This is a genomic window from Janthinobacterium amylolyticum (assembly GCF_051380655.1).
Taxonomy (GTDB): domain Bacteria; phylum Pseudomonadota; class Gammaproteobacteria; order Burkholderiales; family Burkholderiaceae_D; genus Janthinobacterium.
The window spans coordinates 60,386-81,411 of sequence record NZ_JBNYXL010000012.1 but is presented as its reverse complement, the minus strand read 5'-3'; the positions used below and the strand labels follow the sequence as shown (position 1 = coordinate 81,411).

Sequence of the window (21,026 nt, the reverse complement as noted above, 5' to 3'; positions counted from 1 at the left end):
CCTGCCATGACCGACCTTATCGCCACCAGCGCCGGCCAGCGCGCCACCTTCTTGTGCGGCAAATCCTGGACCGCCTACGTCAGCACCTTCATCATCGCCGTGCTGCTGTTTTTCGCCGCCCTGCCCCTGGCTTTCAAGTACAACACGCGCGCCGCCCTGGTGGTGCTGATCGGTTCGGCGCTGATCGTCGGCTACCGCGTGCTGACCATCCGCAGCTACCAGCTGTACTACGACGAGGCGGGCGTGTGGCTGGCCTCCGGCATCTTGCCGTGGAAGAAAAAACTGATGGGCGTCAAATGGCGCGACATGGATGAAGCCGTCTATGAAACGAACTTCTGGAGCTGGCTGTTCCAGTCGTATACGGTGCGAGTCAGCCAGCGCTACACGCAGGACATCGAGATCCACGCCACCGGCATGGCACGCGGCAAGGATGCCGTGGCGGCCCTGAATGCGCGCCATCAGGAACTGCTGGGCGGCAGCGCCATCATCGTCTAGGCCAGGCAGCCGGGCGGCGCGAGCGCAAAAATCTGCGCAGCGGCGGCAATTAATGCTAATCTTTGGGCCGCCCTGGCAAGCAAAGCCAACCTTTCAATAGTTGTTTGTTGCCTATATTGTCAGTTTTTTGTTTACTGATAATAACAAATAGCCAAATATTCAAGAGATGAACTATGCTGATAAAAAATAAAGTTGCGCTCGCCGCATTGATGATGGCCTTCACGCTGACACCGGCCAGCGCCGCCAAGAAGCCGCAAAAGAACGGCAAGGCAAGCACCAGCAGCAGCAAGAAAAAAAGCGTCGGCAAGAAAGCCGCCGTCGTCACCGCCGCCACGGCTGCCACCGCCGCGGCCGCCGCGAACGAGACCAGCAGCGACCGCTCGATGAATAACCTCAGCGGCCAGTTCCTCACGGCCCTGTGGCGCCTGGATCCGGAAAGCGCGATTGCCGCGGGCAAATACGACGGCGCCGCCAACCTCACCATCCCGGATGCGGCCAGCCGCCAGAAGCAACTGGCGTTTATCGAAGAATGGCTGGGCAAGTTCGGCAAGCTGAACGCGAGCAAAATGTCGGACAAGCAACGTACCGACCTGGCCCTGCTGACCAACAAACTGCAGTCGGACCGCTGGTATCTGACCACCTTCCGCGAGTTCGAATGGAATCCCGCCCAGTACAACGTGGCCGGCACCATCGACTTCATCCTGAACACGGAATACGCGGCGCAGCCGCAGCGCCTGCGCACCTTGCTCAAGCGCATCGCCACGGTGCCGCAATACTACCTGGCCGCGCGCGCCAGCATCGTCAACCCGACACGCGAACACACGCAGCTGGCCATTGCCCAGAGCGCTGGCGTGCTCAGCGTGCTTGACGACCTGAACAAGACGGCGCAGGCGTCGATCCTGACGCCGACCGAGAAGCAGCTGTACCACGCCCGCGTCACCGCGGCCCGCACGGCCGTGCAGGGCTATGCCGCCTGGCTGACGGAGCAGGATGCCGCGCTGGCGCAGAATGGCAATGCGCGCTCCTTCCGCATCGGCAAGGATTTGTACGAGCAGAAATTTGCCTACGATATCCAGGCCAGCGTGAGCGCCGAACAGATGTACCAGAAAGCCCTGGCCGCGCGTGAAAAGCTGCTTGAACACATGGATAGCCTGTCCGACGAACTGTGGCTGAAAACCATGGGCAACGCGGCCAAGCCGGCCGACCGCACGGCGAAGATCGGCATGGTGATCGACAAGCTGTCGAGCAACCACGTGGCCGCCGCCGACTTCGTGCCGGAAATCCGCCGCCAGATTCCCGAGCTGCAGGAATGGGTCACCAGCCACAACCTGCTGACCATGGATCCGAAAAAGCCCCTGGTCGTGCGTGAAACGCCGGCCTATCAGCGCGGCGTGGCCGGTGCCAGCATCGAAGCACCGGGCCCTTACCGTCCGCAGGACCGCACCTATTACAACGTGACGCCGCTCGATGGCGAAACACCGGAACAGGCGGAAAGCAGCTTGCGTGAATACAACCACTGGATCTTGCAGATCCTGAATATCCACGAAGCCATTCCCGGCCATTACACGCAGCTTGTGTACGCCAACAAGTCGCCGTCCTTGGTCAAGTCGATCTTCGGCAATGGCGCCATGATCGAAGGCTGGGCCGTGTATGGCGAGCGCATGATGCTCGAGTCGGGCTATGGCAATAACGCGCCGGAAATGTGGTTGATGTACTCGAAGTGGAACTTGCGCAGCGTCACCAACACCATCCTCGACTACAGCGTGCACGTGCTGGGCATGACGGAAGCGCAGGCACTCGACCTGCTAACGCGCCAGGCTTTCCAGACCAAGCGCGAAGCAACGGAAAAATGGCGCCGTGTGCAGTTGAGCTCGGTACAACTGACCAGCTATTTCAGTGGCTACAGCGAAATCATGGACTTGCGCGAACAGCGCAAGCAAGCCCTGGGCAACAAATTCGTGCTGAAGGATTTCCATGAGCAATTCCTCAGCTACGGCAGCGCCCCCGTGAAAGTCATCAAGGAACTGATGAATTAAGCGGCTTTGTTTCCATGGGAAGGGCGCTGCGGCGCCCTTTTTTTGTGCTCCGCATGCGCGTTTGCGCCAGCGCAAACCACCCCGCTCCGTGAGCGCTAATCTGCTGTGAAGGCAGGCGCCGCCGCACTCCTCACTGGCAATTGCCGATTTTCCTGCTAGGCTGGATATCAGGAGCGTCCATGCATATGCCCATCCAGTTCGACACCCTCGATTACGCCAAACGCCTCGCCTCGGCCGGCGTGCCCATGCCGCAGGCGGAAGCGCATGCATCGGCCCTGGGCGATGTGCTCGGTTCGGCTGTCGTCGTGCATGGCGAACTGGCGGCGCTGGAGCGCAATGTGCTGGGAGAAATCAAGCTGGTGTCGCACAAGGTCGACACCAAGTGTGGCGCCCTGGAATTCAAGATCGACGGGCTGGAGCGCACACTCGATGGCAGCAAAGATGCGCTGGAGCAGACATTCGATACGAGGGTAAATGCACTGGAACAAAAATTCGATACCAGAATCGATGCGCTGGAACAGAAAGTCGATACCCGCGTCGATGCGCTGGAACAGAAAGTCGATGCCCGGATCGATGTACTGGAACAGAAACTCGATACCCGGATCGATGTACTGGAACAGAAACTCGATACCAGGGTCGGTGCACTGGCACAGAAATTCGATACCAGGGTCGATGCGCTGGAACAGAAATTCGATGCCAGATTCGATCACTCGGAGCACAAATTCGATGCCCGCCTGGAACGCCTGGACTTGCGCCATGGCGCGGACATGAAACACGTGTACTGGATGATGAGCACCCTGATCCTGCTCAACCTGGGCATCCTCAGCAAACTGATGCTGCAGTAAGCACGCACCAAGCGACGGCCCAAAGAAAAAGCCGCGGCTCCCGAAAGAGGCCAGCGGCTTTTGCTTGCGCGCCCGCCAGGCGTCTAGGACGCCTCTTCCGGCGCCTGTGTGGCCTTGACGAAGATCGGCGCCACCAGCAGGCCCAGCTCGAACAGCAAACACATGGGGATGGCCAGCGAGAACTGGCTGACCACGTCCGGCGGCGTGACGATGGCGGCGATGACGAAGGCGCCGACGATGATGTAGGGGCGCACTTCCTTGAGTTTCGCGATGGAAACCAGGCCCATGCGCACGAGGATCACCACCACGACGGGCACCTCGAAGGTGGCGCCAAAGGCCAGGCACATCGACATGACGAAGTCGAGGTAGTTTTCGATATCCGGCGTGACCGCGATCGAGGAAGGCGAAAAATCGCTGATAAAGTGGAAGACGCGGCCAAAGACAAAGAAATAGCAGAAGGCCACGCCGGCCATGAACAGCAGCGACGAGGAAATGACCAGCGGCGCGATCAGGCGCTTTTCATGCGTGTACAGGCCGGGGGCGATGAACGCCCACATCTGGTACAGCACCCAGGGCAAGGCAACGATGAAGGCGATCACCAACGTCACTTTCATCGGCACCAGGAACGGCGAAATGACGCCGGTGGCGATCATTTTCGAGCCGGCCGGCAGCGAGGCGATCATCGGTGCGGCGATGAAATCATAGATCTGCGACGGACCGGGCCAGTAAAACAGGATGGCGCAGACGACGGCGATGCCGATCGAGGCTTTCACCAGGCGGTTGCGCAGCTCGATCAGATGCGAGATAAAGGTTTCTTCCACCGGGGATTTGCTACTCATGAGTAAAAGGAGGAGGAACTGGCGCGCGGACGGAAGCGCGCCACGCGGGCGGCCGCCGACTGCACGTGCGTCTTGCCGCCATGGCGCTGCTTGTACCAGCCAGGCACGGCGGAGTTGCGCACCAGCTTTTTGCGGCGGAATTCGCGCGCCTTGCGGGCCAGGTCATCGTTGGTGGCGCGCAGCATGGCTTCGTGGGCGTCATGCCCGTCGTCGTGACCCGCATACGAGGTCGAGTCGCCACGCCAGGCGTTTTCCACCTCGGCCAGGTTGCCGGAAATCGAGTTTTCCACGCCATGCATGGATTTCTCCACGCTTTGCTTGACGGACTGGGCGGCATCCTGCACTTCCTTCTGCAGGTTTTTCAGCTCCTCCATCTCGATTTCACGCGAGACTTCGGACTTCACCTGGTTCAGATAGCGCTGCGCGCGGCCATACAGGGTACCGGCCATGCGCGCCACTCTCGGCAGCTTTTCAGGGCCGATGACTATCAACGCAACCACGCCGATGATGGCGATTTTAGAGAGACCGAGATCGATCATAAGCGGACAAGGCTGTTACCGGACGAGGCAAGCGCCCCGCCACGCTATCAGGACTTGTTTTTCTCTTTCGTCTCGACGTCGATGGTGCTTTTGTCGGCCACTTGCGATGGCGCAGCAGGAGGGGTGTTGGTGGCAGACGCATCATCGTCGCCCTTGACGCCATCCTTGAAGCCTTTGACGGCCTTGCCGATATCACCGCCCATATTGCCCAGTTTCTTGGTGCCGAAGACCAGCATCACAATGACCAGAACGATCAGCCAGTGCCAAATACTCAATGAACCCATCATATTCTCCTTGCGGGACGGTGCCCGATAGCGTCAACCAATGCCGGTAGTATACACGCGAACCCGGCGCGCGGCGAAATCAGTGCTGGCCGCGCCAGGGACGCGGGCCGCCATACACGTGCATGTGCAGGTGATACACCTCTTGCCCGCCGTCCGGGCCGCTGTTGATCATGGTCTTGAAGCCACCGGAGGGCACGCCATCGGCGTCGTAGCGGACGGCGCAACCGAACTCGGCAGCGAGTTTTGGCGCCAGGCGCAGCAGCTTGCCCAGCACTTGCGTGTGGCTGTCGTCGCAGTCGGAGAGGCTGGCCACGTGCTGTTTCGGGATCAACAGCAGGTGCACGGGCGCGGCCGGATTGATGTCCTTGAAGGCCAGCAAGTCCTCGTCTTCATACACGATGGTCGAAGGAATTTGTTTTGCAGCAATCTTGCAGAAAATACAGTTATCCACGTCCACTCCAATAAGTCAGTGTTGATCCGCTTCGCCCGCGTCGCGCAACTCGTCCTTGCGCGCGGCTTTCTCTTCCAGTCCGGACAGGCCTTCGCGGCGCGCCAGCTCGTCGAGCACCTGCTGCGGCGTCAGGTCGAACTGCGCCAGCATCACCAGCGAGTGAAACCACAGGTCGGCGCACTCGTACAGCACCTTCGACGGGTCGTTGTCGCGGCGCGCATCCTTGGCGGCCATCACGGTTTCCGTCGCTTCCTCGCCGATTTTTTTCAAAATCGCATCATCGCCCTTGGCAAACAGGCGCGCCACGTACGAGGTGGCGGGGTCGCCGCCATTGGCCAGCTTGCGCGATTCGATCACGGCGGCCAGGCGTTTCAAGGTTTCGCTCATTTGTTCTTGCTTTCCGCGTAAATCGTCTCAGGGTCTTTCAGCACGGGATCGGTGACTTGCCATTCGCCGGTTTTTTCGTCGCCTTCAAACTTCTGGAAGAAGCACGAGTGGCGGCCCGTATGGCAGGCGATGCCGCCAGCCTGCTCGATTTTCAGCAAGACCACGTCTTCGTCGCAATCGAGGCGGATTTCCAGCACCTTTTGCGTGTGGCCAGACTCTTCGCCCTTGTGCCACAGCTTCTTGCGCGAACGGCTCCAGTACACGGCTTCGCCCAGCTCCACCGTGCGCGCCAGCGCGTCGCGGTTCATCCAGGCAAACATCAGCACGTCATTGCTGCCCGCTTCCTGCGCGATCACGGGCACCAGGCCATGCTCGTCCCACTTGACCTTTTTCAGCCACTTGGCATTGCTCGATACAATTGTTGCGTTTTGCATGTTCTTCTATCCTGCTGATATTGACTGCTGCTATTTACGCCAGACGCATGGGAATGCCCTGCTGCGCCATGAAACGCTTGGCTTCCTGCACCGTGTGCTGGCCATAGTGGAAGATGCTGGCGGCCAGCACGGCGTCCGCGCGGCCCACCTTGATGCCATCGACCAGGTCCTGCAAGCCGCCCACGCCGCCCGAGGCGATCACGGGAATGCTGACGGCGTCGGACACGCCGCGCGTCAGGCCCAGGTCGAAGCCCACCTTGGTGCCGTCGCGGTCCATGCTGGTGAGCAAGATTTCTCCGGCGCCCAGGCTTTCCATTTTACGCGCCCACTCGAACGCATCCAGGCCGGTGGCATTGCGCCCGCCGTGGGTAAACACTTCCCACTTGCCGGGCGACACCTGCTTGGCATCGATGGCCACGACGATGCATTGCGAACCGTGCTTTTGCGACGCCTCGTACACCAGTTGCGGGTTCGTCACGGCCGAGGTGTTGATGCTGACCTTGTCGGCGCCAGCGTTGAGCAGCCGGCGCACATCTTCCACCACGCGCACGCCGCCGCCCACCGTCAGCGGAATGAACACTTGCGAGGCGACGGCTTCGATGATGTCGAAGATCAGGCCACGGTTGTCGCTGGACGCGGTAATGTCGAGGAAAGTGATTTCATCGGCGCCCTGCTCGTCATAGCGGCGGGCAATTTCCACCGGGTCGCCGGCGTCGCGCAATTCCGTGAAATTGACGCCTTTGACGACGCGGCCATTGGTCACGTCGAGGCAGGGGATGATACGTTTTGCAAGCATGATGAGTTCCAGATTGTCGCCAGGCCGGGACGTGCGCGTGCACGCTCCCGGCCGGGCTGGCTTAAACGGCGGCGTCGGTCAGTTCGTCGGCGCGTTCCTGCGCCTGCGCCAGGTCGATCGTGCCTTCATAGATGGAACGGCCGCAGATCACGCCTTCGATGCCTTCGGCCTGGACCGCGCACAGCGCTTCCACGTCGCCGATATTGTGCAGGCCGCCCGAAGCGATGACGGGGATCTTGACGGCTTGCGCCAGCTTGACGGTGGCCTCGATATTGATGCCGCCCATCATGCCGTCGCGGCCGATGTCCGTGTAGATGATCGATTCAACGCCGTAGGCTTCGAATTTTTTCGCCAGGTCGATCACTTCGTGGCCGGACATCTTGCTCCAGCCATCGGTTGCCACCTTGCCATCCTTGGCGTCGAGGCCGACGATGATGTGGCCGGGGAAGGCGCTGCAGGCGTCATGCAGGAAGCCGGGGCTTTTCACGGCCGCCGTGCCGATGATGATGTAGCTGATGCCGGCGTCCAGGTAGCGCTCGATGGTGTCGAGGTCGCGGATGCCGCCGCCCAGCTGCACGGGGATTTCCTCGATGTCGTGTTCCACGGCGAAATCCTGCACGGCCTTCAGGATGGCCTTGACGGCGCCTTCGTTCTTCGGCTTGCCCGCAAAGGCGCCATTCAGGTCGACCAGGTGCAGCCGGCGCGCGCCTTGCTTGAGCCAATGGAGGGCCATGTCGGCCGGGTCTTCGGAAAATACGGTGGCAAGTTCCATATCGCCTTGTTTCAGGCGTACGCAGTGACCGTCTTTCAGGTCGATGGCGGGAATAAGCAGCATGGTCAGTGTGGTCTAGAGTGAGTGTGAGGAGCGAAAAAAAGCCGGAAAGATAAGGTCAAGGTTGCCAATGAACGAAGTTCTTGTACAGCTGCAAGCCAGCGGCAGCGCTTTTCTCAGGGTGAAACTGTGTCGCGAAAATATTATCACGGGCGACGGCGCACGCGAACGGTGCGCCATAGATAGTCTCGCCGACCGTGTGCGCCGCCACTTGAGGTTGAGCAAAATAGCTGTGCACAAAGTAAAAATAAGCGTTGTCGGCGATGCCAGCCCACATGGCATGGGACGCCGTTTGCCGCACTTGGTTCCAGCCCATTTGCGGCACCTTGAAGCGCGAGCCGTCTTCCTGCTCCTGGCCGTCGAGCTGGAAGCGCACGACTTTGCCTGGCAGCAAGCCCAAGCCGGCCGCATCGCCTTCTTCGCTGCGTTCGAACAGCATTTGCTCGCCGATGCACACGCCCAGCACGGGTTTGCTGTCGGCGGCGCGCAGCAGCGCTTCGAGCACGCCCGATTCGCGCAGGCTGCGCATGCAGTCGGGCATGGCGCCCTGGCCCGGCAGGACGATGCGGTCGGCGCTGTCGATGTCGGCCGCTGCGCCGGAAATACGTACATCGGCTTCCGGCGCCACGGCACGCAGGGCCTGCGCTACCGAGCGCAGGTTGCCCATGCCGTAATCCACCACCACAATTTTATTCATGTTTGATCTCGGAATCTACAGGATAGCGGGCGCTTACAGGCTGCCCTTGGTCGACGGAATGATGCCGGCCGCGCGCTCGTCGAGCTCGGCAGCCATGCGCAGCGCGCGGCCAAAGGCCTTGAACACGGTTTCGCACTGGTGGTGGGCATTCGTGCCGCGCAAGTTGTCGATATGCAAGGTCACGCCCGCGTGGTTGACGAAGCCGCGGAAGAATTCCAGGGTCAGGTCGACGTCGAAGCCGGCGATCATGGCGCGCGTAAACGGGATGTGGTATTCGATGCCCGGGCGGCCCGAGAAATCGAGCACCACGCGCGACAGCGCCTCGTCCAGCGGCACGTAGGCATGGCCGTAACGGCGGATGCCCTTCTTGTCGCCGATGGCCTTGGCCACGGCCATGCCCAGGGTGATGCCCACGTCTTCCACCGTATGGTGGTTGTCGATATGCACGTCGCCGGTCGCTTCGATATCCAGGTCGATCGAGCCGTGGCGGGCGATCTGGTCCAGCATATGGTCGAGGAAGGGCACGCCGGTGTTCAGCTTTTGCTGGCCGGTACCGTCCAGGTTGAGGGCGACGCGAACTTGCGTCTCATTGGTGTTGCGCGTGATTTCTGCGGTGCGGGTCATGGGAGGCTCTGGCGATTGGCTAAACGAGGGATGCCTTGAAGGCATCGTAAAAAACGGAATTGTCTTCCGGGGTGCTGACGCTGATGCGCAGGCAATTGGCCAGCGCAACATGCATTTTACTCATATTTTTAATTAAAACCCTGTGGGCAAGCAGTTTGGCGCAAACATCGTCGGCATCAGCCACACGAATCAGAAGAAAATTTGCCTTCGAGGGAAACACGGTCACGCCAGGCAGCTCTGCCAGGCGCAGCGCCAGGTCATCGCGCGCGCTGTTGAGCAAGGCCGCCTGCGCATTGAGCACATCGATGTGTTCAAGCGCGAATTCGGCCGCCGCCTGCGTCAGCACATTGACGTTGTACGGCGGGCGCACTTTTTCAAATTGCGCCAGCAGCTTGGGTGCGGCCGACATATAGCCGAGGCGGATGCCGGCCAGGCCCAGTTTCGACACGGTGCGCATCACCACCAGGTTTTCGAACTCGGGCAGGCGGCCCATGAAACTTTGCTGCGCGAACGGCTCATACGCTTCATCGACGACGGCGATGCCCGTGTCGCCGAGCGCCGCGAGGATGCGCTCGATATCGGCGCTGGCAAACAGGTTGCCCGTCGGGTTGTTCGGGTACGCGAGGAAGACCAGCGCCGGGCGGTGCTGTTCGATGGCCGCCAGCATGGCCGGCATGTCCAGGCTGAAGTCACTCTTCAAAGGCACGCCGACGAAATCCATGCCGGCAAACTGCGCCGAACGCGCATACATGACGAAGGCGGGAACGGGCGCCAGCAGCACGGCGCGCTGGCCCGGCTGCTGCGTGGCGCAGGCCATGGCCAGGATGGAGATCAGTTCATCGGAACCGTTGCCCAGCAGGACATCGTAGCCGGCGGGCACGCCGAGTTTGGCGCAAATGGCGTGTTGCAGGCTGGCGTACGACGGCGGGTAGCGGTTCAGCACGACACTGGCCAGGCGCGCGCCCAGCTCGTCGCGCAAATGCTGAGGCAGCGGATACGGGTTTTCCATCGCATCGAGTTTGATATATCCGCTGGCATCGGCTACCTGGTAGCTGTTGACGGCCCGCACATCGGGCCGCACGGTGTTGCTGATTAACTGATCGAGGAAAGACATGCTGCAAACACTCCTGAGGGAATTAAATGGAGACTAAATAACGACGTCTTCCGGCACGGCGGCGCTGCGCGCCTTGCGGGCCGGGGCTTTTTTCACGGCCGGCGGCTTTTTTGCGGCGGGCGTTTTTTTACTCACCGCCTTGGCGGCCTTCGGCGCGGTGCTGGCCGCGGTGCGGCGCTTGGCCGCGACCTTCTTTTCCGCCTGCGGCGCGGCCGGTTCGGCCAGCTCCTGTGCCAGCGCCGTCAATCGCTGTTCGATAATGGCGCAGTAGTCGGGATTGAGTTCAAAGCCGACGAAGTCGCGACCGCAGCGCTTCGCCGCCAGCGCCGTGGTGCCGCTGCCCATGAACAGGTCGAGCACCACGCCGCCGGGCGGGCACGAGGCCTTGACCATGCGCTCGATGATTTCGAGCGGCTTTTGCGTCGGGTGGTCGGCCCGTTCCGGGTGTTCCTTGTGCAGGCGCGACACGCTCCACAAGTCTTTCGGGTTGTAGCCCACTTCCAGCCATTTGGCGCCGATGAAAATCGAACGCGAACGGGCTTTCTTGGTGGCCGCGTCGTAGGCGATGCGCACCGCGTCAAGGTCGAAGTAGTAATCCTTGCGCTTGACGAAGAAGCCGATGGTGTCGTGCACCGATGAAAAGCTGCGCACGCTGCCGCCCATGGACGGCACGCGGCGGTCCCAGATGATTTCATTCATCATCGCCATGCGCTGTTTCAGCATGACGAAAATTTCCGGCGAATAGCGCCAGGTCAGAAAAATGTACAGGCTGCCGTTGGCTTTCAGCTTGGGCAGCGCCGCATCGATCCACTGTTCCGTCCAGCGCAGGTAGTCGGCCACCGACTGCTGGTCCGAGGCATTGCCGTAATCCTTGCCCAGGTTGTACGGCGGGTCCGTCAGGATCAGGTCCACCGAGCCATCGGGAATGCGCGCCAGCCCCGCCAGCGCGTCTTCGCAATACACCCGGTTGACCCAGTCCGGCCGCTCCGCCGCTGCCATCATGGCTGCGGCTTCAAACGCAGTTCCGCGCTGCGCGCGTGCGCTTGCAAGCCTTCGCCGTACGCCAGCGTGGCGGCGACACGGCCCAGGGTTTGCGCGCCCGCTTCACTGACGTGAATGATGGACGAGCGCTTCTGGAAGTCGTACACGCCCAGCGGCGACGAGAAGCGTGCCGTGCGCGAGGTCGGCAGCACGTGATTGGGACCGCAGCAATAGTCGCCCAGCGATTCGGACGAGAAGCGACCGAGGAACATGGCGCCCGCGTGGCGGATCTGTTCAGCCCACTGCTGCGGGTTGTCCGCCGATATTTCCAGGTGTTCCGCGGCGATGCTGTTGGCGATCTCGCAGGCCTCTTCCATGCTGCGCACCTTGATCAGCGCACCGCGGTCGGCCAGCGAAGTGCTGATGGTGGCCTGGCGCGGCATCGTCGGCAGCAGCTTGGCGATGCTCTCTTCGACTTGCGCGATGTAGTCCGCGTCCGGGCACAGCAAAATGGCTTGCGCCAGTTCGTCGTGCTCGGCCTGCGAAAACAGGTCCATCGCCACCCAGTCCGGGTCCGTGGTGCCGTCGCACAGCACCAGGATTTCGGATGGTCCGGCAATCATGTCGATGCCGACGATGCCGAACACGCGGCGCTTGGCGGCGGCCACGTAGGCGTTGCCCGGACCGACGATCTTGTCCACGGCGGTGATGCTCTGCGTGCCATACGCCAGCGCGCCGACGGCTTGCGCGCCGCCGATGGTGATCACACGCGTCACGCCGGCGATGGCGGCGGCGGCCAGCACCATCTGGTTTTTCACGCCATCGGGCGTCGGCACCACCATGATGATCTCGCTCACGCCCGCCACGTGCGCGGGAATGGCGTTCATCAGCACGGACGACGGATACGCGGCCTTGCCGCCCGGGACGTAGATGCCGACCCGGTCCAGCGGCGTGATCTTCTGCCCCAGCACCGTGCCATCGGGCTCGGTGTAGGTGAAGCCGCGCAATTCCTCGCGCTGGCGTTCGTGGAAGGCGCGGATGCGCTGGGCGGCAATCTGCAGCGCCTCGCGCTGGGCCGACGGCAAGCCGTTCAGGGCCGCCTGCAATTCGGCCTGCGAAATATCGAAGGCCGCCATTTCCGCAGCGCCGCCATGCGGGATGCGGTCAAAACGGTTGGTGTATTCCAGCACGGCGGCATCGCCGCGCGTCTTCACATCGGCCAGGATTTTTGCGACCGACGTTTCAATCGCCGCATCGGTACCCTCCTCGAACGCCAGCAGCGTGTCGAGCGATTGTTGGAAACCTTCCTGGCTTGAATCGAGCTTGCGTATCTGTATCGGCATAATCGGCTTTCTGCTACTGAATGTCTAGGCTTGCGAGGCGGTCTGCGAGGCGCGTTCAAACGCCTCGATGATCGGCTGCAGGCGCTCGCGCTTGAGTTTTAACGCCGCCTGGTTGACCACCAGGCGCGACGAGATTTCCATGATGTGCTCAACCTCGACGAGGTTGTTGGCGCGCAGGGTGCTGCCGGTGCTGACCAGGTCGACGATGGCGTCGGACAGGCCGACCAGCGGCGCCAGTTCCATCGAACCATACAGCTTGATCAGGTCGACGTGCACGCCCTTGGCGGCGAAATGCTCGCGCGCCGTGTGCACGAACTTGGTGGCCACGCGCAAGCGCGCGCCCTGGTGCACGGCTTTTTCGTAGTCAAAACCGGCCTGCACCGCCACCGACATGCGGCAGGCGGCGATATTCAGGTCGATCGGCTGGTACAGGCCTTCGCCGCCGTGTTCCAGCAGCACGTCCTTGCCAGCCACGCCGAAATCGGCCGCGCCGTACTGCACATAGGTCGGCACGTCGCTGGCGCGCACGATGATGACGCGCACGTTCGGATCGTTGGTGGCCAAAATCAGCTTGCGCGAGGTCTCCGGGTTTTCCAGCACACGGATGCCGGCCGCTTCCAGCAACGGCATGGTGTCTTCAAAAATGCGGCCCTTCGACAGCGCCAGAATCAGCTGGGAGCTATCTCCCGTGTTCGATCCGTTCATGCTCGTTCCTTGTTATTGTTATTTGACGCGTACGATGTTGGCACCGACTGCAGAGAGCTTCACTTCCATGCGGTCGTAGCCGCGGTCGAGGTGATAGATGCGGTCGATCAGGGTTTCGCCATCGGCGGCCAGGGCCGCGATCACCAGCGATGCCGAAGCGCGCAGGTCGGTGGCCATCACGGGTGCGCCGCGCAGCTGCTTAACGCCGGCGATGCTGGCGGTATTGCCGTCGATGGTGATGTCGGCGCCCAGACGGTTCATTTCCTGCACGTGCATGAAACGGTTTTCAAAAATCGTCTCGGTGACGCGGCTGGCGCCATTGGCGATGGTGTTGACGGCCATGAACTGCGCCTGCATGTCGGTCGGGAAGCCCGGGTATTCCGTGGTGCGGAAGCTGACCGGATTCGGACGGGCCGACATCTCGGCGCGGATCCAGTCGGCGCCGAAGGTCATCGTCAGGCCCATGGCGCGCAGCTTGTCGAGCGCCGCGTCGAGGATATCGGTGCGCACGTTGCGCAGGGTGATATCGCCGCCGGTGGCCGCCACGGCGCACAGGAAGGTACCCGTTTCGATACGGTCGGCGATTACCGCGTGCGAGGCGCCGTGCAGCGCGTCGACGCCCTGGATCACCAGGCGGCTGGTGCCGATGCCGTCGATCTTCGCGCCCATGGCCACCAGCAGGTGCGCCAGGTCCGTCACTTCCGGTTCGCAGGCGGCGTTTTCCAGAATGGTCTCGCCTTCGGCCAGGGTCGCGGCCATCAGCAGGTTCTCGGTGCCGGTGACGGTGATCATGTCGGTGACGATGCGCGCGCCTTTCAGCTTGGCGCACTTGGCGTAGATGTAGCCCGCTTCAATGCGGATCTCGGCGCCCAGCGCCTCCAGACCCTTGATGTGCTGGTCGACAGGACGCGAACCGATGGCGCAGCCGCCCGGCAGGGAAACCTTGGCTTCGCCGAAGCGCGCCAGCAGGGGGCCGAGCACGAGGATCGAGGCGCGCATGGTTTTCACCAGTTCATACGGCGCTTCCAGGGTGTCGATGGCGCTGCCGTTGAGGACCACGCGGTCGCCGTCCTGCTGCACTTTCAGGCCCGTCTGGCCCAGCAGTTTCAGCATGGTGGCGACGTCGTGCAAATGCGGCACGTTGCTCAGGTTCAGGTCACCCGCCGTCAGCAGGCCGGCGCACAGGATGGGCAGGGCGGCGTTTTTCGCGCCAGAGATGGCGATGTCGCCGTTCAGGCGGTTGCCGCCGTTGATCAGGAGCTTGTCCATGTGCTTATCCTTGGAATTCTTCAGGTGTCAGGGTTTTCATCGACAGCGCGTGGATTTCTTCGCGCATGCGGTCGCCCAGTGCCGCGTAGACGATCTGGTGGCGCTGAATCAGGCGCTTGCCGGCAAACGCGGGCGAGACGATCACGGCCTGGAAGTGCTGGCCATCGCCCTCCACTTCAAGGTGCGTGCATTCGAGGCCGGCCGACAAGTAGCCGTGGATCAGTTCTGGTGTGGTGGTCACGATAAGTCCTTGATATTGAATAATGTGGTGATGTGATGTGCCGCGATCAGTGGCGCAAACGATAGCCGCTTTTCAGCAGGCGGATCGATACCAGCGCCAGGATCACGAGGAAGCCGGCGACGATGGATAAACTCAGCCACGGGCTGACGTCGGAGGTGCCGAAGAAGCCGTAGCGGAAGCCGTCGATCATGTAGAAAAAGGGATTCAAATGCGACACCGTCTGCCAGAACGCGGGCAGCGAGTGGATCGAGTAGAACACGCCCGACAGGAAGGTGGCCGGCATGATCAGGAAATTCTGGAAGGCGGCCAGCTGGTCGAATTTCTCGGCCCAGATGCCGGCGATCAGGCCCATGGTGCCCAGCATGGCGGCGCCCAAAAAGGCGAAGACGACGATCCACAGCGGTGCGACAAACGACAGGTCGGCGAACCAGCAGGTGATGGCAAATACGCCAAAGCCCACGGCCAGGCCGCGCGCGACAGAAGCGAGTACATACGCCGAAAAAATTTCCCAGTGCGACAGGGGCGTCAGCAGCACGAACACCAGGTTGCCCGTGATCTTGGACTGGATCAGCGAGGACGAGGAATTGGCGAAGGCGTTTTGCAGCACGCTCATCATCACCAGGCCGGGAATCAGAAAGGCCGTATAGCTGACGCCGGGGCTAGGCTCGACCCTGCCGTCGAGCACATGGCCGAACACCAGCAGGTACAGCATCGACGTGAGCACGGGCGCGGCCACGGTTTGCGTCGCCACTTTCCAGAAGCGCAGCGTCTCTTTGTAGACGAGGGTGCGAAATCCTGTCGAAATCATACGGTACCTTTATCCATGATCTGCAAGAAGATATCTTCCAGGTCGGCTTGTTGCAATTGCATTTCGTCGATCTCGGCGCCCGCTTCACGCAGGCGGGCGAGGATTTTCTCGACTTCGCTGTATTCGTTGACGCGCAGGCTGAACTTGTTGGGCGCCTGCGGCTCCTCCGGGTGCAAGACCAGGTGCCGCAGGTCGGCCGGCAAGACGCCGTGCTTCAGGTGCACCTGCAGCTGCGAGCCGGCGATGCGGCGGATCAGGGCCGACATGGTGTCGAGCGCCACCACCTTGCCGGTTTTCAGCATGGCGACGCGCTGGCACATGGCTTGCGCCTCTTCCAGGTAGTGGGTGGTCAAGACGACGGTGTGGCCGCCTTCGCGGTTCAGGCGCGAGATGAACTTCCACAGGGTCTGGCGCAGTTCCACGTCGACGCCGGCGGTCGGCTCATCGAGCACGATGACGGGCGGCTTGTGCACCAGCGCCTGCGCGACAAGCACGCGGCGCTTCATGCCGCCGGACAGAGCGCGCATGTTGGTGTCGGCCTTGCCGGTGAGGTCGAGGTTTTCCATGACCTCGTCGATCCACTTGTCGTTGTTCGGCAGGCCGAAGTAGCCGGACTGCAGGCGCAGGGTTTCGCGCACGGTGAAGAAGGGATCGAACACCAGTTCCTGCGGCACCACGCCCAGGTTGCGGCGCGCGTTGCGGAAGTCCTTGACCACGTCGTGGCCGTGGATCTTGACAGTGCCCGCGTCGGGCCGTATCAGGCCGGCGATGATGGAAATGAGGGTGGTCTTGCCGGCGCCGTTGGGACCGAGCAGGCCAAAGAACTCGCCTTCCTCGATGGCCAGCGACACGCCGCCCAGCGCCTTGAGCGATTTATAGCTCTTTTCTACATTCGTTATTTGAATTGCGGTCATGTGCTTGTTTCAAGTGTGATGCGTCTGGTGTGATGCGCCAGTGCCGGCAAAATCCAGGCCGACAGGCCGGTGCAGGGCGCCACCTTCAGGGAGGACGGCGCAACAGTCAATTATAGTTGGAAAATTCGTGGAACACTTGGAGTTCAATCCGTCGGCGCTGCTGGCCTGCCGGCTTGAAAGCTACTGCTGATGCGGGGAGTGGGACAGGATCAATGATGATGCAGGTCGGACGGGCTGCGTTCGGCGTGGCCGCCGGCGCTGGCGCAGTCGTCGGCGCTCAAGGTGCTCGAGACGAGCGAGCAGACGCCATACAGCTTGGTGAGGTTTTTCAGGTTGTCCGGCAGGTTTTTCAGCTCCAGCACGCCGCCCGCATCCTGCGCCGCGCGTTGCCACGTGAGCATGACGGAGACGGCGGCCGAATCGACGGCCTTGACGTTGCGCAAATCAAACTTCGTCTGGCCCGAGCGGATGGCGTCCAGACCCTGCTCCAATGCCGAGGTGGCATTGTGCACGGTCAGGGAAGTCAGGGACTGCAAGGTGTCAAGAGAGTCGGGCATGGCGTCGGGCTGCGCTGGTCTGGAGCTGGGTCAGGAGCTATATGATAGCCGATTATTTGGCTTTGGCAGCGGGACGGCTGGCCAGGGCCTTGTTTTTCGCTTGCAAGGTCTTGATCAGGCCATCGATGCCGCCCTTGCTGATCTCGCTGGCAAAGCTGCTTTTGTAGGTTTCCACCAGCCACGCGCCCAGCACGTTGATGTCATAGATCTTCCAGCCGGCCGGGGTTTTCGCCACGCGGTAGTTCAGGGGCACGGGTTCGCCGCGCGCCATGTTCACCTGCGAACGCACTTCCACGTCCGTATCAGCGGGATCGGCGCGCAGCGGCTTGAATTCCACGGTTTCGTTCTTGATCTGCGACAGGGCGCCCGAATACGTGTAGATCAGCAGGGTGCGAAATTCCGCCGCCAGCTGCTTTTGCTGCTCCGGCGTGGCATCGCGCCAGAAGCGGCCGGCGGCCAGGGCCGTCATGCGCTGGAAGTCCACGTACGGCAAGATCTTGCTTTCCACCAGTTCGGTGACGCGCTTGATATCGCCAGCCTGGATGGCCTTGTCGTTCTTGGCCGTGTCGATCACGTCCTGGCTGATGCGTTTTACCAACACATCAGGCGCTTCCACGGCAGGCGCGGCCTGGGCGGCGGTGGCAAAGGCGATGGTCGCCATCGCGAGCAATTGTTTCATCAATTTCATGGTTGTACCTTTCATGGTGTTGCTATGCACCGGCTGGCGTTGATCGCAGCCGTGGTGTTCTTGCGTCCAGTTTACTCTTGCGGCCTGGCTTGGGCAGCGACGGTATTGCTACCAGATGTTACGAGGCCGGCCGGCGCGATGTCGGCCGCTGCCGTGGCAGGCGGCGTTTCCACGGGGGCCGGCTGCGGTTGTGCATCGTACTCCGGCGCGTAATCGCTGGTGTCGTTTTTTGGCACTTTACGGTCGCGGCGGTCCGTGTCGCCGTCGAATACCTTGCTTTCGCGTGCCTGCAGGAAACCGTCACGGATGAATTCATAGCGGTCCAGCGCAGCCGCTTCCATCAGGTTGGTGGCGTCGAGCAGCGCGGCGCGCTTGTCGACCACGCGCGTCACCGTGCCGATGTTGCGCACATAGGCCGGATCCTTGTAGCGCCATGGGTCGCCCGCGATATCGAGCGGCAGGGCCACCGTGTCGCGCACGGTCGACGGGCCCAGCAGCGGCAGCATCACGTACGGACCAGACTGCACGCCATACCAGCCCAGGGTCTGGCCAAAGTCTTCGCTATGCTTGGGAATGCCCGCCTGCGACGCGATGTCGATCAGGCCGAAGATACCGAAGGTCGAGTTCATGCTGACGCGCACGACGTCCTGCAAGCCCGCTTCGCCCTTGCCTTGCAGCAAGTTGTTCATGGCGCTCCACACGTCGGACAAGTTGCCGAAGAAGTTGCCCACGCCCGTTTGCACGAACGACGGCGTGACCTTCTTGTAGGCGGTGGCGACCGGTTTCAGGGCCACCTGGTCAACGGTATCGTTGAACTTGAACATGGCGCGGTTGTAGCCCTCTAGAGGGTCGCGCGGATTGGTGCCGGTGGCGCAAGCGCTGACGCTGGCGGCGATGGCCAGGGCCAGGCCGATACGCGCCAGGCTGCCTTTGTTGCTATTCATGGTCGACTCGCTCATTTGCTGTCCTTTCCTTCCGCTGCCTTGCTGTAGATGAACTGATTGATCAGGTCTTCCAGCACTGTGGCCGATTGAGTACGGGCAATCTTGTCGCCCTCCGCCAGGTTGGCCAAATCACCGCCTGCTTCCAGGCCGATATATTGTTCACCCAGCAAACCGGCCGTCAGAATCTTGGCCGAGCTGTCTTTCGGAAATTTGTAGCCATCTTCGATGTCGAGTTGCACCAGCGCCTGATACGTCTTGTCGTCAAACGTGATGGCCGCCACGCGGCCCACCACCACACCGGCGCCCTTGACGGGCGCTTGCGGCTTGAGGCCGCCGATATTGTCGAACTTGGCTGTAATGGTATACGTCTTGCTGAACGACAGCGAGCTCATATTGCCGGCCTTGAACGCCAGAAACATCACCGCCGCCACACCCAGCAAGACGAACAGGCCCACCCAGACATCCAAAGATTTACGTTGCATAAACAATCCTAAATAATTTTTACTTGCTGCCCCCTGCGCAAACCCTGCGCCAGCGGCTAATTTTGTCGCCGATCGGCAATTACTTGCTAAACATCAACGCCGTCATCATGAAATCGAGCCACCACACCATCAGCGACGAAATCACCACGGTGCGCGTGGTGGCACCGGAGACGTCTTCCGGCGTCGGCTGTGCCTGATAACCCTGGAACAGGGCGATGAAGGTCACCGCGACGCCGAAGACCATGCTTTTCACATAGGTGCCGTTGCCAATATCTTTCCAGACATTCACGCCGCCCTGCATCTGCGACCAGAACGAGCCTTCGTCGACGCCGATCAGCACCACGCCGACCAGGTAGCTGCCGATGATGCCGACGGCCGTGAAGATGCCGCCCAGAATCGGCATGGCGATCACGCCGGCCCAGAAACGGGGCGCCAGCACGCGCTGGATGGGGTTGACGGCCATCATTTCCATGGCCGACAGCTGCTCGCCCGCCTTCATCAGGCCGATTTCGGCCGTCAGCGAGGTGCCGGCGCGGCCGGCGAACAGCAGTGCCGTCACGACCGGACCCAGCTCACGCATCAGTGACAGCGCCACCAGCTGCCCCAGCGACTGCGTCGCGCCGAAGGTGCTCAGGGTGTAATAGCCTTGCAAACCCAGCACCATGCCGACGAACAGGCCGGACACGGCAATGATCACCACCGAGCGGCTGCCGATATAGAACAGCTGCTCGACCACCAGGCGCGGACGGCGCCACAGGCCACCCGAGGCGCCGATGATGACAAAGAAGGAACGCACGGCAAAGCCGAGGTCTTGTACCGAACGACGCAACCACGCTCCGATCGCTGCCAGGAAACCGGCGATCATCGGCCCGCTCCCGCTTGCAGACCCAGGTCGTCGGCCAGCGACTTGCCCGGATAATGGAAGGGCACGGGGCCATCGGCCTCGGCATTGACGAACTGCTTGACGTACGGATGCGTCGACACGGCCATCTCGGCGGGCGTGCCGTGCGCCACGATCTTGCCCGATGACAGAAAATAGACGTAATCAGCGATGGCGAAACACTCCTTCACATCGTGCGATACCAGAATAGACGTGGAGCCCAGCGCATCGTTCAAATTGCGGATCAAATTGGCCGTCACGCCCATGGAAATCGGATCCAGGCCGGCGAACGGCTCGTCATACATGATCAATTCGGGGTCGAGCGCGATGGCGCGCGCCAGGGCGACGCGGCGGCCCATGCCGCCGGAAATCTCGGCCGGCTTCAGTTGCGCGGCATTGCGCAAGCCCACGGCATGCAGTTTCATCAGCACCAGGGTGCGGATCAGCTCTTCATTCAAGTCCGTGTGTTCGCGCAGCGGGAAGGCGACGTTCTCGAACGCCGTCAGGTCCGTAAACAAGGCGCCATGCTGGAACAGCATGCCCATCTTGCGGCGCAGCTGGTATAACTGCTCGGTCTTGAGCGTATGCACGATCTGGCCGTCGACATTCACGGAGCCCGAACTGGGCCGCAATTGTCCGCCGATCAGGCGCAATACGGTTGTCTTGCCACTCCCGGAACCACCCATGACGGCCACAACTTTTCCACGTGGGAAATCCATTTGAAGGCCCGATAAAATCGAACGTTCTCCATAGGCAAAGTGTAAATCACGGATTTCAACAAGATTTGGCACGACGAGACTCGCTATTTTAATGGCGTATTGTAGTGCAGAAACGCCAATCT

27 protein-coding genes are annotated in these 21,026 nt (G+C 61.6%); 3 read left to right on the top strand and 24 right to left on the bottom strand.

Going from position 1 to position 21,026, the window contains the following annotated elements; translation table 11 throughout:
• The first annotated feature begins 6 nt into the window (after positions 1-6).
• The 3 genes from ACQ4WR_RS23640 to ACQ4WR_RS23630 all read left to right on the top strand — a co-directional run bounded on the left by ACQ4WR_RS23640 (position 7) and on the right by ACQ4WR_RS23630 (position 3,376).
• Positions 7-495, top strand: a complete 489-nt coding sequence (locus ACQ4WR_RS23640) for a hypothetical protein (RefSeq protein ID WP_436490263.1) — start codon at positions 7-9, stop codon at positions 493-495.
• 176 nt (positions 496-671) lie between these two features.
• Positions 672-2,531 carry a DUF885 domain-containing protein gene (locus ACQ4WR_RS23635; RefSeq protein ID WP_436490415.1) on the top strand — a complete coding sequence of 620 codons (1,860 nt, stop codon included), beginning with the start codon at positions 672-674 and terminating at the stop codon, positions 2,529-2,531.
• Positions 2,532-2,710: 179 nt separating this feature from the next.
• Complete coding sequence (locus ACQ4WR_RS23630) at positions 2,711-3,376, top strand: hypothetical protein (protein WP_436490261.1); 666 nt, start codon at positions 2,711-2,713, stop codon at positions 3,374-3,376.
• An 83-nt stretch (positions 3,377-3,459) separates the two neighbouring features.
• Here ACQ4WR_RS23630 and tatC read toward each other — a convergent pair whose 3' ends face one another.
• The 24 genes from tatC to ACQ4WR_RS23510 all read right to left on the bottom strand — a co-directional run bounded on the left by tatC (position 3,460) and on the right by ACQ4WR_RS23510 (position 20,976).
• A complete protein-coding gene (gene tatC / locus ACQ4WR_RS23625; RefSeq protein ID WP_102296062.1) occupies positions 3,460-4,215 on the bottom strand; it encodes a twin-arginine translocase subunit TatC in 756 nt (251 codons plus the stop codon).
• Positions 4,212-4,754: a Sec-independent protein translocase protein TatB gene (tatB, locus tag ACQ4WR_RS23620; RefSeq protein WP_102296061.1), complete on the bottom strand. Its 543-nt coding sequence runs from the start codon at positions 4,752-4,754 to the stop codon at positions 4,212-4,214. The genes tatC and tatB overlap by 4 nt, the downstream gene beginning before the upstream one ends.
• A 47-nt stretch (positions 4,755-4,801) precedes the next feature.
• The gene (gene tatA / locus ACQ4WR_RS23615) at positions 4,802-5,038 is read right to left on the bottom strand and encodes a Sec-independent protein translocase subunit TatA (protein ID WP_102296059.1); all 237 of its coding nucleotides are present in this window, start codon (positions 5,036-5,038) and stop codon (positions 4,802-4,804) included.
• A gap of 79 nt (positions 5,039-5,117) precedes the next feature.
• On the bottom strand, positions 5,118-5,489 hold the full coding sequence (locus ACQ4WR_RS23610; protein ID WP_436490258.1) for a histidine triad nucleotide-binding protein: 372 nt from the start codon (positions 5,487-5,489) through the stop codon (positions 5,118-5,120).
• 15 nt (positions 5,490-5,504) lie between these two features.
• Positions 5,505-5,876, bottom strand: coding sequence for a phosphoribosyl-ATP diphosphatase (locus ACQ4WR_RS23605; RefSeq protein ID WP_102296056.1), 372 nt, complete (start codon positions 5,874-5,876; stop codon positions 5,505-5,507).
• Positions 5,873-6,310, bottom strand: a complete 438-nt coding sequence (gene hisI, locus ACQ4WR_RS23600; RefSeq protein ID WP_102296054.1) for a phosphoribosyl-AMP cyclohydrolase — start codon at positions 6,308-6,310, stop codon at positions 5,873-5,875. Before hisI ends, ACQ4WR_RS23605 begins: the two co-directional genes overlap by 4 nt.
• 34 nt (positions 6,311-6,344) lie before the next feature.
• Positions 6,345-7,106 (bottom strand): imidazole glycerol phosphate synthase subunit HisF, encoded by a 762-nt coding sequence (gene hisF / locus ACQ4WR_RS23595; RefSeq protein WP_102296052.1) that lies wholly within the window; start codon positions 7,104-7,106, stop codon positions 6,345-6,347.
• A gap of 61 nt (positions 7,107-7,167) precedes the next feature.
• Complete coding sequence (gene hisA, locus ACQ4WR_RS23590) at positions 7,168-7,941, bottom strand: 1-(5-phosphoribosyl)-5-[(5-phosphoribosylamino)methylideneamino]imidazole-4-carboxamide isomerase (protein WP_102296050.1); 774 nt, start codon at positions 7,939-7,941, stop codon at positions 7,168-7,170.
• 55 nt (positions 7,942-7,996) lie between these two features.
• Complete coding sequence (hisH, locus tag ACQ4WR_RS23585) at positions 7,997-8,635, bottom strand: imidazole glycerol phosphate synthase subunit HisH (protein WP_436490255.1); 639 nt, start codon at positions 8,633-8,635, stop codon at positions 7,997-7,999.
• Between the two features lie 33 nt (positions 8,636-8,668).
• On the bottom strand, positions 8,669-9,259 hold the full coding sequence (hisB, locus tag ACQ4WR_RS23580) for an imidazoleglycerol-phosphate dehydratase HisB (protein WP_436490253.1): 591 nt from the start codon (positions 9,257-9,259) through the stop codon (positions 8,669-8,671).
• A gap of 19 nt (positions 9,260-9,278) precedes the next feature.
• The gene (gene hisC, locus ACQ4WR_RS23575; RefSeq protein WP_436490251.1) at positions 9,279-10,373 is read right to left on the bottom strand and encodes a histidinol-phosphate transaminase; all 1,095 of its coding nucleotides are present in this window, start codon (positions 10,371-10,373) and stop codon (positions 9,279-9,281) included.
• Positions 10,374-10,406: 33 nt separating this feature from the next.
• Entirely contained in the window at positions 10,407-11,375 is a 969-nt protein-coding gene (locus tag ACQ4WR_RS23570) for a DNA-methyltransferase (RefSeq protein ID WP_436490250.1), read from the bottom strand.
• Positions 11,372-12,697 (bottom strand): histidinol dehydrogenase, encoded by a 1,326-nt coding sequence (gene hisD, locus ACQ4WR_RS23565; protein WP_436490248.1) that lies wholly within the window; start codon positions 12,695-12,697, stop codon positions 11,372-11,374. Before hisD ends, ACQ4WR_RS23570 begins: the two co-directional genes overlap by 4 nt.
• Positions 12,698-12,721: 24 nt before the next feature.
• Complete coding sequence (hisG, locus tag ACQ4WR_RS23560; RefSeq protein ID WP_436490246.1) at positions 12,722-13,402, bottom strand: ATP phosphoribosyltransferase; 681 nt, start codon at positions 13,400-13,402, stop codon at positions 12,722-12,724.
• Between the two features lie 18 nt (positions 13,403-13,420).
• On the bottom strand, positions 13,421-14,671 hold the full coding sequence (gene murA / locus ACQ4WR_RS23555; protein WP_102296041.1) for a UDP-N-acetylglucosamine 1-carboxyvinyltransferase: 1,251 nt from the start codon (positions 14,669-14,671) through the stop codon (positions 13,421-13,423).
• A 4-nt stretch (positions 14,672-14,675) separates the two neighbouring features.
• Positions 14,676-14,912: a BolA family protein gene (locus tag ACQ4WR_RS23550; protein WP_034753824.1), complete on the bottom strand. Its 237-nt coding sequence runs from the start codon at positions 14,910-14,912 to the stop codon at positions 14,676-14,678.
• 46 nt (positions 14,913-14,958) lie between these two features.
• Positions 14,959-15,720: an ABC transporter permease gene (locus ACQ4WR_RS23545; RefSeq protein WP_102296040.1), complete on the bottom strand. Its 762-nt coding sequence runs from the start codon at positions 15,718-15,720 to the stop codon at positions 14,959-14,961.
• On the bottom strand, positions 15,717-16,634 hold the full coding sequence (locus ACQ4WR_RS23540; RefSeq protein WP_102296038.1) for an ABC transporter ATP-binding protein: 918 nt from the start codon (positions 16,632-16,634) through the stop codon (positions 15,717-15,719). Before ACQ4WR_RS23540 ends, ACQ4WR_RS23545 begins: the two co-directional genes overlap by 4 nt.
• Before the next feature lie 209 nt (positions 16,635-16,843).
• On the bottom strand, positions 16,844-17,191 hold the full coding sequence (locus ACQ4WR_RS23535; RefSeq protein ID WP_102296037.1) for an STAS domain-containing protein: 348 nt from the start codon (positions 17,189-17,191) through the stop codon (positions 16,844-16,846).
• A 52-nt stretch (positions 17,192-17,243) separates the two neighbouring features.
• The gene (locus tag ACQ4WR_RS23530; RefSeq protein ID WP_102296035.1) at positions 17,244-17,879 is read right to left on the bottom strand and encodes an MlaC/ttg2D family ABC transporter substrate-binding protein; all 636 of its coding nucleotides are present in this window, start codon (positions 17,877-17,879) and stop codon (positions 17,244-17,246) included.
• Between the two features lie 71 nt (positions 17,880-17,950).
• Positions 17,951-18,823 (bottom strand): MlaA family lipoprotein, encoded by an 873-nt coding sequence (locus ACQ4WR_RS23525; protein ID WP_436490242.1) that lies wholly within the window; start codon positions 18,821-18,823, stop codon positions 17,951-17,953.
• An 11-nt stretch (positions 18,824-18,834) separates the two neighbouring features.
• A complete protein-coding gene (gene mlaD / locus ACQ4WR_RS23520; RefSeq protein ID WP_102296032.1) occupies positions 18,835-19,305 on the bottom strand; it encodes an outer membrane lipid asymmetry maintenance protein MlaD in 471 nt (156 codons plus the stop codon).
• Positions 19,306-19,384: 79 nt separating this feature from the next.
• Positions 19,385-20,170 carry a lipid asymmetry maintenance ABC transporter permease subunit MlaE gene (gene mlaE, locus ACQ4WR_RS23515; RefSeq protein ID WP_102296030.1) on the bottom strand — a complete coding sequence of 262 codons (786 nt, stop codon included), beginning with the start codon at positions 20,168-20,170 and terminating at the stop codon, positions 19,385-19,387.
• Positions 20,167-20,976, bottom strand: a complete 810-nt coding sequence (locus tag ACQ4WR_RS23510; RefSeq protein WP_102296028.1) for an ABC transporter ATP-binding protein — start codon at positions 20,974-20,976, stop codon at positions 20,167-20,169. Before ACQ4WR_RS23510 ends, mlaE begins: the two co-directional genes overlap by 4 nt.
• Positions 20,977-21,026: the final 50 nt, after the last annotated feature.

Coding starts and splice junctions, on each gene's coding strand:
- ACQ4WR_RS23640 (WP_436490263.1), top strand. CDS start 7: ATGACCGACCTTATCGCCACCAGCGCCGGCCAGCGCGCCACCTTCTTG.
- ACQ4WR_RS23630 (WP_436490261.1), top strand. CDS start 2,711: ATGCATATGCCCATCCAGTTCGACACCCTCGATTACGCCAAACGCCTC.
- tatC (WP_102296062.1), bottom strand. CDS start 4,215: ATGAGTAGCAAATCCCCGGTGGAAGAAACCTTTATCTCGCATCTGATC.
- tatB (WP_102296061.1), bottom strand. CDS start 4,754: ATGATCGATCTCGGTCTCTCTAAAATCGCCATCATCGGCGTGGTTGCG.
- tatA (WP_102296059.1), bottom strand. CDS start 5,038: ATGGGTTCATTGAGTATTTGGCACTGGCTGATCGTTCTGGTCATTGTG.
- ACQ4WR_RS23605 (WP_102296056.1), bottom strand. CDS start 5,876: ATGAGCGAAACCTTGAAACGCCTGGCCGCCGTGATCGAATCGCGCAAG.
- hisI (WP_102296054.1), bottom strand. CDS start 6,310: ATGCAAAACGCAACAATTGTATCGAGCAATGCCAAGTGGCTGAAAAAG.
- hisF (WP_102296052.1), bottom strand. CDS start 7,106: ATGCTTGCAAAACGTATCATCCCCTGCCTCGACGTGACCAATGGCCGC.
- hisA (WP_102296050.1), bottom strand. CDS start 7,941: ATGCTGCTTATTCCCGCCATCGACCTGAAAGACGGTCACTGCGTACGC.
- hisH (WP_436490255.1), bottom strand. CDS start 8,635: ATGAATAAAATTGTGGTGGTGGATTACGGCATGGGCAACCTGCGCTCG.
- hisB (WP_436490253.1), bottom strand. CDS start 9,259: ATGACCCGCACCGCAGAAATCACGCGCAACACCAATGAGACGCAAGTT.
- hisC (WP_436490251.1), bottom strand. CDS start 10,373: ATGTCTTTCCTCGATCAGTTAATCAGCAACACCGTGCGGCCCGATGTG.
- ACQ4WR_RS23570 (WP_436490250.1), bottom strand. CDS start 11,375: ATGATGGCAGCGGCGGAGCGGCCGGACTGGGTCAACCGGGTGTATTGC.
- hisD (WP_436490248.1), bottom strand. CDS start 12,697: ATGCCGATACAGATACGCAAGCTCGATTCAAGCCAGGAAGGTTTCCAA.
- hisG (WP_436490246.1), bottom strand. CDS start 13,402: ATGAACGGATCGAACACGGGAGATAGCTCCCAGCTGATTCTGGCGCTG.
- murA (WP_102296041.1), bottom strand. CDS start 14,671: ATGGACAAGCTCCTGATCAACGGCGGCAACCGCCTGAACGGCGACATC.
- ACQ4WR_RS23545 (WP_102296040.1), bottom strand. CDS start 15,720: ATGATTTCGACAGGATTTCGCACCCTCGTCTACAAAGAGACGCTGCGC.
- ACQ4WR_RS23540 (WP_102296038.1), bottom strand. CDS start 16,634: ATGACCGCAATTCAAATAACGAATGTAGAAAAGAGCTATAAATCGCTC.
- ACQ4WR_RS23535 (WP_102296037.1), bottom strand. CDS start 17,191: ATGCCCGACTCTCTTGACACCTTGCAGTCCCTGACTTCCCTGACCGTG.
- ACQ4WR_RS23530 (WP_102296035.1), bottom strand. CDS start 17,879: ATGAAATTGATGAAACAATTGCTCGCGATGGCGACCATCGCCTTTGCC.
- ACQ4WR_RS23525 (WP_436490242.1), bottom strand. CDS start 18,823: ATGAATAGCAACAAAGGCAGCCTGGCGCGTATCGGCCTGGCCCTGGCC.
- mlaD (WP_102296032.1), bottom strand. CDS start 19,305: ATGCAACGTAAATCTTTGGATGTCTGGGTGGGCCTGTTCGTCTTGCTG.
- mlaE (WP_102296030.1), bottom strand. CDS start 20,170: ATGATCGCCGGTTTCCTGGCAGCGATCGGAGCGTGGTTGCGTCGTTCG.